This window comes from Rhizobium sp. SYY.PMSO (assembly GCF_046840415.1).
Lineage (GTDB): Bacteria > Pseudomonadota > Alphaproteobacteria > Rhizobiales > Rhizobiaceae > Rhizobium.
Window position 1 is genome coordinate 1,058,010 of record NZ_CP177350.1, and the last position, 16,143, is coordinate 1,074,152.

At 60.3% G+C, this 16,143-nt stretch carries 16 protein-coding genes; 10 read left to right on the forward strand and 6 right to left on the reverse strand.

Annotation, left to right across the window (positions count from 1 at the left end):
• Positions 1–50 precede the first annotated feature (50 nt).
• Complete coding sequence (locus ACJJVH_RS23245) at positions 51–305, forward strand: hypothetical protein (protein ID WP_112800015.1); 255 nt, start codon at positions 51–53, stop codon at positions 303–305.
• Positions 306–1,053: 748 nt separating this feature from the next.
• On the opposite strand, the gene ACJJVH_RS23250 is transcribed toward ACJJVH_RS23245, so the two are convergent.
• On the reverse strand, positions 1,054–1,767 hold the full coding sequence (locus ACJJVH_RS23250) for a GntR family transcriptional regulator (protein ID WP_112800017.1): 714 nt from the start codon (positions 1,765–1,767) through the stop codon (positions 1,054–1,056).
• 271 nt (positions 1,768–2,038) lie between these two features.
• On the opposite strand from ACJJVH_RS23250, the gene ACJJVH_RS23255 reads away from it, so the two are divergent.
• From ACJJVH_RS23255 to ACJJVH_RS23275, 5 genes are all read left to right on the forward strand, one after another.
• Complete coding sequence (locus ACJJVH_RS23255) at positions 2,039–3,127, forward strand: ABC transporter ATP-binding protein (RefSeq protein WP_412066210.1); 1,089 nt, start codon at positions 2,039–2,041, stop codon at positions 3,125–3,127.
• Positions 3,128–3,157: 30 nt separating this feature from the next.
• Entirely contained in the window at positions 3,158–4,468 is a 1,311-nt protein-coding gene (locus tag ACJJVH_RS23260) for an ABC transporter substrate-binding protein (protein WP_113357560.1), read from the forward strand.
• 69 nt (positions 4,469–4,537) lie between these two features.
• Positions 4,538–5,449: an ABC transporter permease gene (locus ACJJVH_RS23265; protein ID WP_412065265.1), complete on the forward strand. Its 912-nt coding sequence runs from the start codon at positions 4,538–4,540 to the stop codon at positions 5,447–5,449.
• 1 nt (position 5,450) lies between these two features.
• The gene (locus ACJJVH_RS23270) at positions 5,451–6,272 is read left to right on the forward strand and encodes an ABC transporter permease (protein WP_112800025.1); all 822 of its coding nucleotides are present in this window, start codon (positions 5,451–5,453) and stop codon (positions 6,270–6,272) included.
• A 4-nt stretch (positions 6,273–6,276) separates the two neighbouring features.
• Positions 6,277–7,020 (forward strand): aspartate/glutamate racemase family protein, encoded by a 744-nt coding sequence (locus ACJJVH_RS23275; RefSeq protein WP_412065266.1) that lies wholly within the window; start codon positions 6,277–6,279, stop codon positions 7,018–7,020.
• Positions 7,021–7,044: 24 nt separating this feature from the next.
• Here ACJJVH_RS23275 and ACJJVH_RS23280 read toward each other — a convergent pair whose 3' ends face one another.
• Positions 7,045–7,719 (reverse strand): transcriptional regulator, encoded by a 675-nt coding sequence (locus ACJJVH_RS23280; protein WP_412065267.1) that lies wholly within the window; start codon positions 7,717–7,719, stop codon positions 7,045–7,047.
• Positions 7,720–7,846: 127 nt separating this feature from the next.
• Here ACJJVH_RS23280 and ACJJVH_RS23285 point away from each other — a divergent pair, with 127 nt between their 5' ends.
• Entirely contained in the window at positions 7,847–8,983 is a 1,137-nt protein-coding gene (locus tag ACJJVH_RS23285; RefSeq protein WP_412065268.1) for an aminotransferase class I/II-fold pyridoxal phosphate-dependent enzyme, read from the forward strand.
• Positions 8,984–9,063: 80 nt separating this feature from the next.
• On the forward strand, positions 9,064–10,287 hold the full coding sequence (locus ACJJVH_RS23290) for a DUF763 domain-containing protein (protein WP_412065269.1): 1,224 nt from the start codon (positions 9,064–9,066) through the stop codon (positions 10,285–10,287).
• A 110-nt stretch (positions 10,288–10,397) separates the two neighbouring features.
• Here the strand turns inward: ACJJVH_RS23290 and ACJJVH_RS23295 are convergent, their stop codons facing one another.
• A complete protein-coding gene (locus ACJJVH_RS23295) occupies positions 10,398–12,734 on the reverse strand; it encodes a glucose/quinate/shikimate family membrane-bound PQQ-dependent dehydrogenase (RefSeq protein ID WP_412065270.1) in 2,337 nt (778 codons plus the stop codon).
• Between the two features lie 349 nt (positions 12,735–13,083).
• On the opposite strand from ACJJVH_RS23295, the gene ACJJVH_RS23300 reads away from it, so the two are divergent.
• Positions 13,084–13,272: a hypothetical protein gene (locus ACJJVH_RS23300; RefSeq protein ID WP_112800035.1), complete on the forward strand. Its 189-nt coding sequence runs from the start codon at positions 13,084–13,086 to the stop codon at positions 13,270–13,272.
• Positions 13,273–13,332: 60 nt separating this feature from the next.
• On the opposite strand, the gene ACJJVH_RS23305 is transcribed toward ACJJVH_RS23300, so the two are convergent.
• The 3 genes from ACJJVH_RS23305 to ACJJVH_RS23315 form a co-directional block, all read right to left on the reverse strand.
• Entirely contained in the window at positions 13,333–14,061 is a 729-nt protein-coding gene (locus tag ACJJVH_RS23305; protein WP_412065271.1) for an esterase family protein, read from the reverse strand.
• Positions 14,058–15,017 carry an acetylxylan esterase gene (locus tag ACJJVH_RS23310; protein ID WP_412065272.1) on the reverse strand — a complete coding sequence of 320 codons (960 nt, stop codon included), beginning with the start codon at positions 15,015–15,017 and terminating at the stop codon, positions 14,058–14,060. The genes ACJJVH_RS23305 and ACJJVH_RS23310 overlap by 4 nt, the downstream gene beginning before the upstream one ends.
• Before the next feature lie 232 nt (positions 15,018–15,249).
• Positions 15,250–15,612 carry a GNAT family N-acetyltransferase gene (locus tag ACJJVH_RS23315; protein ID WP_412065273.1) on the reverse strand — a complete coding sequence of 121 codons (363 nt, stop codon included), beginning with the start codon at positions 15,610–15,612 and terminating at the stop codon, positions 15,250–15,252.
• Positions 15,613–15,845: 233 nt separating this feature from the next.
• On the opposite strand from ACJJVH_RS23315, the gene ACJJVH_RS23320 reads away from it, so the two are divergent.
• A complete protein-coding gene (locus tag ACJJVH_RS23320; protein ID WP_113357569.1) occupies positions 15,846–16,124 on the forward strand; it encodes a hypothetical protein in 279 nt (92 codons plus the stop codon).
• Positions 16,125–16,143: the final 19 nt, after the last annotated feature.

A 16,143-nucleotide genomic window follows, 5' to 3' on the forward strand; every position in this document is an offset into this window, starting at 1 on the left:
GGCCAAGGCGCTGCTAGAAGGGCGGGATACGAGTCCCGGATTGGAAGACAATGACTGCGCGAGATCGATATTCACGGAAGCTGGAATGCGCGAAATGCGAGCATGCCGGATTTGCCGAGGTTTCTGAAACCGACGACCGCCGCGCACCCGATCGCGATTTCAAGATAGACGAGATGCCTCGCGGCTTTTCCACCGAACGGCCGTCGCCCGATCCACGCAAGCATATGATGCGCTGCCGTTGCGGCTCGGTCTTCCCTTTCGAGCAGGATACCGTCTACGCGCCGGGCGGCGAGCCCCGCCGCTGATCGACTGCAAGTAAAAAAGAAAAAAGCCCCGCGCGGGCGAGGCTAAGCTTGTGCCGCTCCGGGGAAATCGGAAGCGACGCGGCGTTGTTTATTCGGCCCTTGCTCTCCCGGCTAGGTCAGTTTTGGCTATTACGGTACGCTTAAGTAAAAAACCTCTCTTCTTGACGCGGATGCGCCGAGTTTCCTAGTGCAATTGCTGGTTTCAGCTTTTGAACGCGCATTTTTCGCCTTTGCCCGACTGCTCTTCTTGGGTGCGGCGATCGGATAAAACCATCGCTCCGTGCAAAACGTTCAGCTAACGTTCATTTTCGCGCGGGCAGAAAGGCAATCGCCGCAACGCCTTGCGGTCGTCGGGGCCCGGTTTCCGGCAGGCTTTCGGGCCTGGAGGCCGGGCCTCGCAGATACTGAAAACTTGGATAGGAACATGCGGCTGCTTCGCGCTTTCATCGACTGGATTCGGCGCCGGCGCCAACGGGAGCCGGCACAGGAGGCGACGCAACATTCCGTCGACGATCCATGGGTCTTGCAGCAGATCGAAAAATTCGAGCAAGAGTTGAAACGATAGGAAGGCGCGGGCGCATGCAAGGCCGCTCCTCAACCTTTTCGGTCGGCAAAATCTCCGAGCCGGCCGAAGTATAAGGCTGCCTGAGCCTCAGTGTGGCAACACGATACCATCGTTGGCCAGAGCTTGCCTGCCTTATAGATGGGCCACGGCTTGGGCTCACGGAAGCCGCCCGCACGGCATGCCTCACCGCTCGAATGCCTCTTTCAGGCCGAAGCTCTTGCGTTCGCGCAGATCGAGATCGGCTTCGATATGCGCGATGTGGTGAAGCATCAGGTCGCAGGCTCTGTCGATCTCCTTGCGCTCCAGGGCAGTGATGATGTCGCCATGTTCGGAATGACCGCAACTGGAGGCACTCGATTGTCCGTAGAGCGCGATCACCAGCGACGAGCGGGCGACGAGCTCTTCCATGAAGCGTTGCATGATGAGATTGCCGGAAAACGACGCCAGCATCAGGTGGAAATCGCCAGAAGCCTTGATCTCGGCCCTGCGGGCCGACTGGCCGCGTTCACCCATCAACCGGCCTTCTTCAAGGAGAAGTTGCCTGAGCTGATTGAGTTGAGCCGGAGTGATCCGTTCGGCTGCCGATTTCAGTATTCCCGGCTCGACCAGACGACGGGCGGCGAAGATTTGCCGCGCTTCCTCGGGAGACGGATAGGCGACGAAAGCGCCTCGATTCTTTTCGACGCTGACGAGGCCCTCGTAGGAAAGAGCCTGCAGGGCGGCGCGCGCCAGCGTTCGGCTGACGTTGAACAAGCCGCCGACATCGTTTTCGGACAGCTTCGTGCCGGGCGCGAGCCTGCGCTCGACGATTGCATCGCGAATGGCGTCGCGGATCTGCTGCGCACCGCTCTCCGTGGGATCGCCGAGCGTCAAGAGTCCATCTGCTGGAGAATTCATAACCGCTTACTTACCTGAGTATTCGGCAAAAATGATAGCCCGCTTTTCAACTGAAGTTAAACGAAATCTGACGCAAAGAATGCGCTAAATTGTATACAACTATTTGCGTCGATCGGGCACAATGGCCTATTTAATAGGCAGGAATAGAATTGCCTCTCAGAAGGCATTGCTTTTGCGATTTTGAAAAATCGCGAAACATCAATAAGTTAGTGCGCTGCAGCAAAACTGGCACGATTGATGCACAGCCTTTCCCAAACATAAGGGGAAGATGATGTCGAAAGCGGCAGAGATCGATATAGCATCCGTTTCCAAGGTCTACGGCACGACAACGGCCGTCCATGCGATCAGCCTGAAGATACCGGCAGGATCCTATTGCTGCTTTCTCGGCCCCTCCGGTTGCGGCAAGACGTCGACGCTGCGCATGATCGCCGGCCACGAAGGAATCTCTTCCGGCGACATTCGCCTCGGAAATGTCGTCGTCACGGATTTTCCGCCGGCCAGGCGCGGCACGGCGATGATGTTTCAGTCCTACGCGCTGTTTCCGCACCTCGACCTGATCGACAATGTCGCCTTCAGCCTGAAGATGAAGGGGGTCGCCAAGGAGGAGCGTCGCACCAAGGCGCTCGACATGCTGAAACTCATGCAAATGGAGGCCTATGCCACCCGGCGTCCGGCACAGCTTTCGGGCGGGCAGCAACAGCGTGTCGCACTCGCACGCGCGCTGATTACGGATCCGGAGGCGCTGCTGCTCGACGAGCCGCTGTCGGCACTCGACCCGTTTCTGAAGATCCGCATGCGCGCCGAGCTGAAAAAGCTGCAGAAGACGCTCGGCATCACCTTCGTCCACGTCACCCACAGCCAGGAAGAGGCGATGGCGCTCGCCGATATCATGGTCATCATGAACGACGGCCGCATCGAGCAGGCCGGCTCGCCGCGAGAAGTCTTCGAGCGGCCCGCAACGGCCTTCGTCGCGCGCTTCATGGGCGATCACAACGTCTTGTCCGGCCGCGTCACGTCGAGCGAGGACGGCATCATCGCCTTGACCGCACCGGAGGGGCAAAGCTTCTCGGTAAGAGGGGCAGGGCGCCAGGCCGGCGAGGCTGTCGACATCGCTGTCCGTACCGACCGCGTCCGGCTTTCGCAGCCAGAAGGCAAGGGCCTCGGCTTCAACGGCGTGGTCTCCAACATCGAATATCGCGGCGCGACGCTGAAGATCACCGTCATCGGTGCCGGAAGCGACGATTTCACCGTGATTGCAAGCAACGACGACGCCTCCGCCAGATCCATGGCCGTCGGCGACGCGGTGTCACTGAGCTGGGCGCAGAAGGACGCAATTCTTCTGGGCCGTATGTCCGCATGAGATCCGAAGCATCAAGAAAGGGGAACTGACATGACGCCTGAAACGAAGACTGAAATGAAGGCTGGCAAGACGACGAAAGGCATTTCCCGCCGCTCGCTGCTGAAGACCGGCGCCGCCGCTCTCGGCGCCATGGCCGGCTCCGGCGCGATCACCGGCTTTCCGACCATCTGGGCGCAATCGAACATCACGCTGCGCCAGTTCGGCACCGGCGTCTCGAACATCAACGCGATTGCGGAGAAGTGCAAGGCCGACCTCGGCATCACGCTCGAGATGACCGCGACCGATTCCGATGCCGCCGCCCAGCGCGCCGTGACGCAGCCGAACAGCTACGATATCGCCGACGTCGAATACTGGATCGCCAAGAAGGTTTTCCCGGCCGGCGTCCTGCAGCCGATGGATGTCAAGAAGCTCAAATATTACGACAAGATCGTGCCGCTGTTCATCACCGGCAAGCTGAAGCCGGACAGCGTCATCGCCCAGGGCACCGCACCGCATACGGTCGGCTTCCTCGAGGCGCAGGACTCCCGGAAATTCGCCAAGGAGCCGACGCAGTGGATGACGATGGTTCCGACCATCTACAATGCCGATACCCTCGGCATTCGTCCCGACCTCACCGGCCGTCCGATCACCAGCTGGGCCGATATTATCGATCCGGCCTTCAAAGGCAAAACCGCCATCATCAACATCCCGTCGATCGGCATCATGGACGCCGCGATGATCATGGAAGCCGCCGGCAAGATCAAATATGCCGACAAGGGCAACATGACGAAGGAGGAGATCGACAAGACGATCGAATTCCTGATCAAGACCAAGGGCGACGGCCAGTTCCGCGCCTTCTGGAAGTCCTTCGACGAAAGCGTCAACCTGATGGCATCGGGCGAGGTCGTCATCCAGTCGATGTGGTCGCCGGCCGTTGCCGCCGTGCGCTCCAAGGGAATCGCCTGCACCTTCCAGCCGCTGAAGGAAGGCTATCGCGCCTGGGGCGGTGGCCTCGGCCTTGCCGCGCATCTCAAGGGCGCCCAGCTCGATGCCGCCTATGAATATATCAACTGGTACACCTCCGGCTGGGTCGGCGGCTACCTCAACCGACAGGGCTACTATTCCGCCTGCATGGACACGGCCAAGCAGTTCATGTCGGCCGATGAGTGGGGCTACTGGATCGAGGGCAAGCCGGCACAGGGCGATATTCTTTCTCCGGAAGGAAAGGTCATGGAGAAGGCAGGTGCGGTTCGCGACGGCGGCTCCTTCGAGGCCCGCATGGGCGCCGTCGCCTGCTGGAATTCGGTGATGGACGAGGACCGCTATATGGTCCGCCGCTGGAACGAATTCATCGCTGCCTGAGCCGAAGATCCTTCCCGCCTCTCCCTGTTTACAGCAGGGGGAGGCATCCCGAAAACGGAGAGCCGCACCATGGCGACGATCGCTTCCTCGGATACAGCAGAGGCAACACGCAACGCCGCGCGCGGGTTTAGCCTGCCGGCCTGGGCCATTTCCTATCTGCAGGCAACGCCACTATTTCTCATCCTCGGTTTCTTCTTCCTGTTGCCGATCGTAATGATCGGCGTCGTCAGCTTCTGGGATTACGATTTCGCCGGCATCTACCCTGCCTTTCTCACCACCAACTACACCGATACGCTCGGCTCCTGGGTGACGTGGAAGACCTATCTCAACACGCTGAAATTCACCGCTATCGTCTGGGCGCTGACATTGTTCATCGGCTTCTGGGTCGCCTATTTTCTCGCCTTCCATATCAGGCGCACGTCGACGCAGATGATCCTCTTCCTCGTCTGCACCGTGCCGTTCATGACCTCGAACATCATCCGCATGATTTCATGGATCCCGGTGCTCGGCCGCAACGGACTGGTCAATTCCGCCCTGATCGACATGGGCCTGATTCCGCAGCCGATCGAGTGGCTGCTCTATTCCGATTTCGCCGTCGTGCTCGCGATGGTGCATCTCTATACGCTCTTCATGGTGACGCCGATCTTCAATACGCTGATGCGCATCGACCGCTCGCTATTCGAGGCCGCGCGCGATGCCGGCGCCAGCGGATGGCAGGTGCTGTGGAACGTGGTGATCCCGCTTGCCAAGCCGGGCATGGCGATCGGCAGCATCTTCGTCGTCACGCTCGTCATGGCGGATTTCTCCACCGTGCAGGTCATGTCCGGCGGACAAAGCGCCTCGATCGCCCTGATGATGAAGAACCAGATGTCATTGCTGCAATATCCGGCCGCCGCCGCCAATGCCGTGGTGTTGCTGATCGTCGTGCTGCTGATGGTTGCCGCCATCCTGCGCATCGTCGATATCCGCAAGGAGCTTTGAGATGAACCGCGAAAAGCGCAGTCTGGAATTCTACGTCCTCGCGATCTTCTTCACCATTTTCGTGCTGTTCCTCTACGGTCCGCTCTCGGCGGTAATCATCCTGTCTTTTCAGGGACCCGACGGCGGCCTGACCTTCCCTTTGAACGGCGTGTCGCTGCACTGGTTCGCCAATCTGTTCGAGAAACAGGCGGTCGGCGATTTCGGAGCCTCGTTCCAGCGCTCGCTGGTGCTCGGCGTCATGGTGATGATCGTCACCGTCGTCGTCTCGCTGCTGGCGGGCCTTGCCTTCCGCCGCCGCTTCCGCGGATCGACATTTCTGTTCTATGCGACGGTTGCCAGCCTTGTCGTGCCGTCCATCATCATCTCGCTGGGGATCGGCGTCGTCTTCCAGCAGGGCGGTCTGGCACCTGCCTGGTATTCGTCTGCCTTCGGCGCGCATCTGACCTGGACCTTGCCTTTCGGCGTGCTGATCATGTTCGCGGTCTTCAACCGGTTTTCGCCGGCCTATGAGGAAGCCGCACGCGATCTCGGTGCGAACTCCTGGCAAACCTTCCGCCATGTCGTGTTGCCGATGATCGCGCCGAGCCTCATCGGCGTCGGGCTGTTCGGCTTCACGCTGTCCTATGACGAGTTCGCACGTACCCTGATGACCTCAGGCACCTACAATACCCTGCCGCTCGAAATCTACGGGATGACGACGAATGTCACGACGCCCGTGCTCTATGCGCTCGGAACGGTGACGACGCTCTTTTCCTTCACCATCATTCTCCTGGCGCTTGCAGTCATGACCATGCTCGGCCGTCGCCAGGCCAGGAAAAGTTGAGACCATGCGCCTTCTGCTCATCAATCCGAATACGACCGTTTCCATGACGGAGAAGGCGGCGACTGCGGCGCGTGCCGTGGCAAGCGCCGGCACGGAGATCATAGCCGCCACCTCGCGAATGGGGCCGGCTTCGATCGAGGGTTATTACGACGGCGCCATCGCCGTACCCGGCATGCTGCAAGAATTGAAGGAGAGGCAGGCCGCGGGCTACGATGCGGCGATCATCTGCTGCTTTGACGACACCGGACTGGAAGCCGCCCGCATGCTTTGCGATGTCCCGGTCGTCGGTCTCTGTGAATCAGCCGTTGCGACGGCCGCGTTCCTGGCGCAGCGCTTCAGCGTGGTGACGACGCTCGAACGCTCGCGCATTCTCATCGACAACCTGATCCAGCGCTACGGCATGGGCGGACGCGCGAAGGTTCGCGCCTCGGATATTCCCGTCCTTGAGCTAGAGGATTCGTCTTCCGGCGCCATCGGAAGGCTGCGGGCGGAAATCGAGCGCGCCCTTGCCGACGACGGGTCGGAAGCCATTGTGCTCGGCTGCGCCGGAATGACGGATCTCGCAAGGGAACTGCAATCGATTTACGGCGTCCCGGTCGTCGACGGCGTCGCCGCGGCGGTCAAGCAGGCCGAAGCTCTGGTGTCCCTCGGTCTCTCCACCAGCAAGCGCAGTTCCTACGCTTCGCCATTGCCCAAGGCCTTTTCGGGTGCGATGCGCGATCTTGCGCCGATGCCGGTGCTGGCCTGATCACAGCAATCTTAGCCGGAGTCCTTACTCTTCAGCCGCTTGCGGTTTCTTTTGCCTGGCATCGCGAAGATGCTTGTAGACCGTCGCGCGCGAAATGCCGAGCAGCTTGGCAAGATAGGGAACGAGATTGCGGATGGCGAAATAGCCATCCTCTTCCAGCGCTTCGATGAGCGCCGCATGGTCTTCCTTTGCCAATGCGGACGCCGCCAGTCCGCGCTCGCCAAGAAAATCCGCGATCGCGCTGTTGACCGTTTCCTGCCAGTCCGTGCGGAAAAGCGCTGACGGCTGTGCGCCTGTTCCCTGAAATGCGGCAAGAAGATTGAGCGCGTCGCGCGCTGCCTCGATCGGTGCGATGTCGAAATTGATGCAGAGCAGGCCGAACGGCTCGGCTGCCTTGGTCCTGAGAACGGCGGTGATGGATTTGAGCTGCCGTCCGTCGAAATTGGTTTTGCGATAGGGGCCGATGACATCGGTGCCGAGGGCTCCGACATCCTTCAGTTCGGCAAGGGACGAGCCGCCGACTTCGCGGCGCGACAGGTTGTTGGCGATATGAGCGATGGTCAGCGTTCTCAAGTCGTGGATGACGACTTCCGCATGCGGCTTCAGCAGCGTCGCCACCGCGTCCGCGACAGGGACAAATTGCAGGATATCCTCCTGAACAGCCGATTTCCTGCTGCCTGCTCCCGCTCTCTTCGCCATGACCGTCGTCCTTCCGCACGCTATGACAATCGCTCTATATTTGACAATTTGTCAATATCTCTCTAGTTTCGCGGCTGTAGGAACGGCGCGGACGCATGCCGGTCCTTTCTCGTTCCTGGAGAAACCCATGCCGCTCCTGCCGGATTTCAAGCTCGAAACCTATTTCTCCAAGTGGGAGTTCGGCGCTCGCTACCATATGACCGCTTCCGATGCGCAAAGCATGACGATGGCGGAGCTGCTGGCGATGGCGACGCCGGAACAGCGGCAGGCACACGAGACGCTGTGGCTGGGCTATAGCGAGACCTTCGGCAGTCCGGAGCTACGCGCGATCATTGCCGGCCTCTATGGGCAAATGCGGGGCGCTGACATTCTGTGCTTCGCCGGCGCGGAAGAGGGCATCTACATCGCCATGCATGCGCTTCTCGATAAAGGAGACCATGCGATCGTCGTCACCCCGAATTATCAGTCGGCGGAAACGATCCCACTCGGCATTTGCGATGTTTCCGCCGTGGCACTCGACCCCGATGACGGCTGGTCGCTCGATATCGACGCGGTTGCCGCGGCGATCCGGCCGAATACCAGGCTGATTTCGATCAACTTCCCCCATAACCCCACGGGCAAGGTCCTTGAAAGGGAGCGTTTCGATGCGCTGGTGGACCTCTGCCGCCGGCACGGCATCTGGCTTTTCAGTGACGAGGTCTATCGTGGGCTGACCGTCGAGAATAAGCCGCTATTGCCGGCAGCCGCCGACATCTATGAGCGCGGCCTTTCGCTGGGCGTCATGTCCAAGGCCTATGGATTGCCGGGTTTGCGCATCGGCTGGATCGCCTGCCGCGATCACGCCCTGCTTTCGAAGATGGAGCGGATGAAGCACTATCTCTCCATCTGCAACGCCGGCCCGAGCGAGAGCCTGGCCAGGATCGCCCTGCTGAATGCCGACAGGATCCTTGAGCGAAACAACCGCCTGATCGCTTCCAATCTCGGGAAATTAAAGGCGCTGTTTGCGGAGTTCGAACACCTTTTCGATTGGTATACGCCTGACGGAGGTTGCGTCTGTTACCCACGCTACAAGGGTGCCGATGGCGTCGAAGCCTTTGCGCGCGATCTTGTCGAACAGGCAGGCGTGCTCCTTCTGCCGGCCAGCCTCTACCACTCGGATCTTCATCCGACGCCCGGCGACCGGTTCCGCATCGGCTTCGGCCGCGCCAATATCGACGAAGGCATCGCGGCGATGCGTTCCTACCTGCTGCGCAATCGCGCCTGACCGCGGAAACCGGCGGGAACGGATGGCGCAGATCGGCCGCCGGGGCTACAATGCCCCGGTGAAGAATGAGAGTCGTGGATTTGGCACAGAGAGCTGGCAAAGCTGATCTTCCCCTGCATGGCGGCCGCGTGCCGCGCTGGCTCGGAGACCGGATGACACGCCTTGGTTCCGTCATCACCGAAGCCATCGTGCAGCATTACGGGCGCGACGAATTGTTTCGCCGTCTGGCCAATCCCTTCTGGTTTCAATCCTTCGGCGCCGTCATGGGCATGGATTGGCATTCCTCGGGCATCACGACGAGCGTCCTCGGCGCGCTGAAGCGCGGGCTGACGCCATTGTCCGGCGAGCTCGGCATCCATGTCTGCGGCGGCCGCGGCGCGCAATCGCGCAAGACGCCGGGGGAACTGCTGGATATCGGCGATCGCGTCGGCATCGACGGCGCAGCTCTTGCCACCAAGAGCCGGCTGATCGCGAAAGTGGACAGCGCGGCCGTACAGGACGGCTTCGACCTCTATCTGCATGGCTTCATCGTCGCTGACGACGGCAAATGGGTCGTCATCCAGCAGGGCATGAACGACGAGCGGCGGCAGGCACGGCGCTATCATTGGCTCTCGGAGGGGCTGACGAGTTTTCTGGATTCGCCCCATTCGGCGATAGAAGGTCGAGAGCAGGGCGAGATCATCAATCTCGCCGATCGGCGCGCGGAGCGCTCCCGCAGCGAACAGCTCGATTTGCTCGCATCGATCGGCCCGGATGGAATTGTTCGTGAATTCAATTCACTGGAAAGACAAGCTAAACTAGATAGTAAGCCAGAAATTCAGCCGATGCTGCCCTATCTCATCATGCCGGCGCATCACGATGTGCGTGAGGAAGACGTGAACATGCGGCGGCTCCACGGCAATCTTGCGGCTGCGGCCGATCGTGGCCCGGTCGATTTTCAGGAGCTGCTGCTGACGCCCGGTGTCGGCGCCAGAACGGTCAAGGCCTTGGCCATGGTCGCCGAAGTCGTCCATGGAGCGCCCTGCCGCTTTTCCGATCCGGCCCGTTTTTCTCTCGCGCATGGCGGCAAGGACCGGCATCCTTTCCCGGTGCCGCTGAAGGTCTATGACGAGACGATCAGCGTTATGAAATCAGCCGTCAGGAAAGGTCGGCTCGGCCGGGATGAGGAATTGTCTGCACTCAAGCGCCTGGACGACCAGTCGAGGATGCTGGAGCGTTATGTCACAGGTCCCGATCTCAAGGAGATCGTGGCGGGCGAATTCGACCGTTCCTTCTCCTACGGCGGCCGCAGCGTCTTCGGCTAGGAACCACCTTCCGAAACCGGCGACAATGACCAAGAACGGGATCGCATGCCTTCCCGCAAGCTCTGACCGACGACGACCGGCGAGCAGGGAGCCCGCCGGTCGTTCGCGATCTATGGCAACGAGTAGCCGATCACATAGTCGCCCGGCTTCGTCCCGATCGAACCGTGGCCGCCGGCAACGATAACCACGTATTGCTTGTTATCGCTTGCCGTATAGGTCATCGGCGTCGCCTGACCGCCGGCCGGCAATCGCGCCTCCCAAAGCTGCCTGCCGCTGGTCACGTCATAGGCGCGCAGATAATCGTCCACGGCGGCGGCGAGGAATGCAACGCCGCCCTTGGTAACGATCGGGCCGCCGATGCCCGGAACGCCGACCTTGAACGGCAGCGGCAGGGGCGTCATGTCGTGGACGGTGCCGTTCTTGTGCTTGTAGGCGATCTTGCCGGTCTTCAGGTCGACGCCGGCGACATAGCCCCATGGCGGCGCCTGGCAGGGAATGCCGAGCGGGCTGACGAACGGCCCCATATAGACGCCGTAAGGCGAGCCTTCGTTTCGGTTCAGCCCCTGTTCGCTACCCTTGTCGCCTGCTCCCTTCGGCGGGATCTCCGCGCGTGGAACCAATCGCGATGTAAAGGCGAGATAGGTCGGCATGCCGAACATGATCTGCCGTTCCGGATCGACTGCGACGCTGCCCCAGTTGAAGGTGCCGAAATTGCCGGGATAGATGATGGAGCCGCGCAGCGACGGCGGCGTATAGCGGCCTTCATACTGATGCAGATGGAAGGAGATGCGGCAGGCGAGCTGGTCGAACAACGAGACGCCCCACATGTCTTTTTCCTGCAGCGGCGGCGGCGAGAACGTCAGGTCAGAGATCGGCTGTGTCGGCGAGGCATGATCCTCGGGAATGGTGCCTCCGGGGGCCGGGATTTCCTTGAAGGGAATGATCGGGGCTCCGGTCCGGCGATCAAGCACGTAGATGTCGCCCTGCTTGGTCGAGGCGACGAGCGCCGGCACGCTACTGCCATCGGCCTTGGTCAGGTCCACCAGCACGGGCTGGGCCGGCACGTCCATGTCCCAGAGATCGTGGTGGACGAATTGCTGAACCCATTTGAGCTGGCCGGTGTTGATGTCCAGCGCCACCACAGAGGAGGAGAAGCGCTCGACATTGGCGCTACGGCCCATTCCGAGCTGGTCGGGGGTCTGGTTGCCGAGCGGGACATAGACCATGCCGAGCTTCTCGTCGGCGCTGGAAACCGACCAGCTGTTCGGCGAGTTGGTGGTATAGGTCTGCCCGGCGGGAAGGGGCGCGGTCTGGTCGGGGTTGCCGGAATCCCAGTTCCAGAGCAGGGCACCGGTTCTGGCATCGAAGGCGCGGATGACGCCGGACTGCTCCTGCGTGGAATAATTGTCGTTCACCGCACCGCCGATGATGATCTTGTCAGCGACGATGACGGGCGGCGATGTCGAATAATAATAGCCGTCGGGATTGTATTTCATGCCGGCTTCGAGGTGCAGCGTTCCCTGATTGGCGAAGCCGGGGCACACCTTGCCATCGGCCGCGTCCAGAGCAATCAGCCGGGCATCGGAGGTCGGCAGATAGACGCGGTCGGCGCAGGGCGCTCCCGTGACGGCTGCGCTGTCGTGGTAGTAGGAAACGCCGCGGCACGTCTGATGCTGGCGGTTTGGATTCATGCCGGCATTGGCATCGTAGCGCCATTTTTCCTTGCCGTCCTTTGCGTCGAGCGCGATCGCCAGGCTATGCGGCGTGCAAAGGAAGAGCGTGTCGCCGATCTTGAGAGGCGTGACCTGATAGGTCGTCTCCCCGATATCGTCGGGCCGCTTCACATCGCCTGTCTCGTATCGCCAGACTTCCTTGAGGTTGGCGACGTTCTGCGCATTGATCTGGTCGAGCGGAGCATAGCGCTGGCCGAAGGAGGTTCGGCCATATTGATGCCATTCGCCGTCGGGAACATCTCCGCCCATCTGCGCGTTGGCCGCCACCGTCGTCGGCAAATCGCCCGAGAGATCGTGAGGATCGGTCGTCATCGAATAGCCGGCGACAAGGATGGCGATAATCAGCGAGATGGCGAGCGGCCACGGGTTGGCCCCGTAATGAACGCCGTCGAGGCTGCGAAAGCCGAGCGGGCGCCGGACCCAGGGTGTCAGCAGCCACAGGCCGATCAGGATGATCAGACCGCCGCGCGGACCGAGCTGCCACCAGTCGAAACCGACCTCCCATATGGCCCAGGCAAGAGCAGCAAGCACGAAAACAGCATAGAGCCAGAGCCCGGCCGCCTTGCGCTTGTAGAGCAGGACGGCGGTTGCGAGGAAGGCGAGGCCGGCCAACAGATAGAAAAAACTGCCGCCGAGCAGCACCAGCCAAAGGCCGCCGCCGCCAAGCGCCAGGCCGACGAGTGCCAGGATGATCGATGTAATGGTGATGGCCATGATCCGCTCCAGTCTATCCGCCGATTGGACAGTGATTGATCGAATGCATGCAAAACGGGCCGGGATGCCGAACCCCAAGGGGGGCTATGTCGAAACCGGGGCCGGTTGCTTCGTTTGCGGCGAACAGAGCCGTATCCATGGCGATTTGGATCGATACATCACGCTCTCCAATCAATCAGAGATTGAACGCCAGGATCGGAAGAATGTTCCACTCCGGCCACCCGTTCAAGTTCGATACCGTGACATCCGAATTGATTAACGGACGTAGTTAATTTTTTAACAATTGTCCGGATACTAATGGAACAAACATTGGAATCAAGGGTTTCCGTGCAGAGCTGGAGGACTAGAGATGAATCTGAAGATCGTTACCGCCCAGTCGGAAGTCGAGACCTTCGACACCGGAACCTATCCGGACGGGATGATGGAGCGCATTGCGATCGAGTTTTCCGCAAGCTCCGAGCAGCAGCATCGCAAGTCCCACGAGCGCGACTATGGTGTGCGCAAGGTACTTCGGCCGATACCGGCCGCGCTGGCTTGAAGTAACGGGATTACGCCTCACCGGCGCCGGCTGGCCATGCGCCGTAACGGATAGCCGTTGTCAAACGTAGAGCGGCGCCATTCTTCGCCACGCCCCGGCCCGGTGCGCACGTCCATCCCACACATGCAATTGATGATCGATCCGCTTTTCGGCCAGCAGCCGGCTGAAATGGCGATTATTGTCGAAGAACGGATCGGCGGCGCCGATCGTCATGACGATGTCGATCTGCCGCAACTTTTCCAGTCGCCACTCGCAGGCCAGCCCCGGCAAAAAATGTGTTGGCGTATGAAAGTAGATGTCGTCGTCGTAATAGCCGTCGAACAGGTCAGCAAAGGATTCGACCTTCACCGTCAGGTCATAGCGGCCGGAAAATGCCACCAGCTTGCGGAAAAGGTGAGGGTGGCGAAAGACGAGGCTTGCGGCCTGAAAGGCGCCGAGACTGCAACCATGAACGATCGTGCACTCATGCGGGTTCATCTGCGCCATCAGCGGCAGGACTTCGTTCAGGATATATTCTTCGTAGGCGTTATGCCGGCGAATGCGCGCGGCCGGATGGTGCTGGGAGCCGTAAAAGGTCTCGGAGGCCAGCCCTTCGATGCAATAGAGCTGAAGATGTCCGGCATTCAGCTTGTCGGAGAGGCTGGCGACGAGGCCGATCTGCTCATATTCCCAGAAACGCCCCTCGCGCGTGGGAAATACCAATACCTTGGCGCCGGCGTGGCCAAACACCAGCAGCTCCATGTCTCGATCCAGCCGCGGGCTGTACCAGCGCAGGTATTCGCGGTTCATAGCACCTTGAAAAATCGCCCTACCTTGTCACGCAGACGTGCGTTCTGCTCTTCGCTGCCAGCATAATCGAAGTGGCCGGCATCCAGGATGAAGGTTTCGTTAAATTTCCGTAGCGGATTTGCGACGGAGAACTGGCAGGGTGGCGCGACGGCGGGATCGAAAAGGGCAGGTGCGACGAGCATCGGAACGGCGATACGGCTTGCCGCGATGGCGGCGTCGAAGAAGCGCAAGGTTTCCAGAACGCTGCCATGTTGCTTCTGATAGGCCTGGACCGATTGCGCGCTGCCGACCGTCGGCAAGGTCAACCACAGCTGCCGATTGCCGAATGTCGGAACGACGAGATGCCCGCGCTTGATCCTCGCATCGAACGGAATTGCCAGAGCGCCGAGACCGCCGCCAAAGCTGATGCCGCTGTAGCCGATATGCCCGGCAAGCCATGGATAGAGGGTCTGAAGCGCCGAAACCGCGAGCCAGATGTCCTCGACGCAGCCGCCGATAATATAGGTGTCGCGACTTTCTATGCCGTAGAGAACATGCCCGGATGCATCCGAGGGGATCTGCGGACTGGCGCTGAGGGAAAGGCCGCGGCTGCAGGGAAACAGGACGGCCGTCTGTTCCACCGGCAGATCGAATTCCGGCTGGTCTCTTCCGCCGTATCCGTGGCCGACGACAAGACCGCGCCGCACCTGACCATGGCTCGGAACGAGCAGCCAGCCGTTGATCTGGAACGACCCCGTCGACACGTAGCTGATATCGAAGACATGCCAATCGTCATGACGCAACCTGCTATGGCGAAGTCGCGGTTGCGGATCGACGGCGATGGCCAGCTTGTAGCGCCGCTGCCAGAAATCATCAAAGCCGGGCGGTGCTTCGGGCGGCTCTATGGCCTGCAATTGTGCCAGATGCATGCCATAGGTGGGATCGAAGTCGAAGGGATGGGTTGCCGGTATGCTCATGGCCAATCTGTCGCGCGAAAGGATCGGCAACGCAAGACCGAACATGGCGCTATTGGCCGGGACGGTCGATGCGATAGAGCACATGCGGCCGCAGGATATGCCCCGGCGGTACGGTGACGTCATCGAAATCGCCGTCTTCGACACGGGTCATGCCGATCTTCCGCATTGCCCGGCGGGAGGGATCGTTGATGCATGACGTATAGCCGATCACGCATTCGGCTCGCAATTGCAGTCAGGCGAAGTCCAGCCAACGATGGCTGATTTCGGTTGCGTAGCCTTGCCGCCAATGAGCGCGCCCCAAAATCCAGCCGATTTCCAGAGGGAAATTGCCCGGAACCTCCGATCCGGGGCGCGACAGGCCCGCACCGCCGATCAGGACTTTGTCGGCTTTCCGCTCGACGGCAAGGAAACCGAAGCCTTCCCTGGCCAGGTGCCTGTCGGCCTCATCGATCAATTCGTCCGTTTCTTGCGCCGTGAGCAGGCTTGGATAGTAATATCGCCGCACTTGTTCATCGGCATTGATGGCGGCAAACGGAACGCGATCGCTGTCCCGCCAGCGCCTGAGCAACAGCCGCGAGGTTTCGAGAGTAAGCATGATGCTCCTTGCAAGAAATGAATGACCCGGACGATGCAAAGGGCATGCCGCATGCCGCAAACACCCGTAAATCCGCCCGTCTCCATCTGTGAATTCGCAAGAAAAGTCCATCTTTCCGCTCGGTATTCATCCCTTGCGGCTTAGCCACACACATCGAAAAAGATCGCGCAAATAGACTGGCTTTCTTGCGAACCGCTGTCGCTTCCCCGAAACCGTTGGAGTATAGTGAGTTCATGATCAGGATACTGACAATACTTGCGGGGGTTTCGATTGCAGGCTGCGCATGGGCGGGGCAAGGTCAGGTCGTTCGAAGCGACTATAATATTCAGGATTGTTCGAATGCAGTGGATCAGGTCCTATCGAAAACGAAAGGACGTCTCCTGTCCGTCAAGCCGCGCGAGAAACGCTGCATCGTCACCGTGATCGTTCAGCATGGTGAGCAACGGCCTGAAAAGGTCGTCGTTCGTGTCGACTATACCGATGCAAACAACAACCAGGAAAATGACCAATAATTACAAGCGGTAAAAAGGG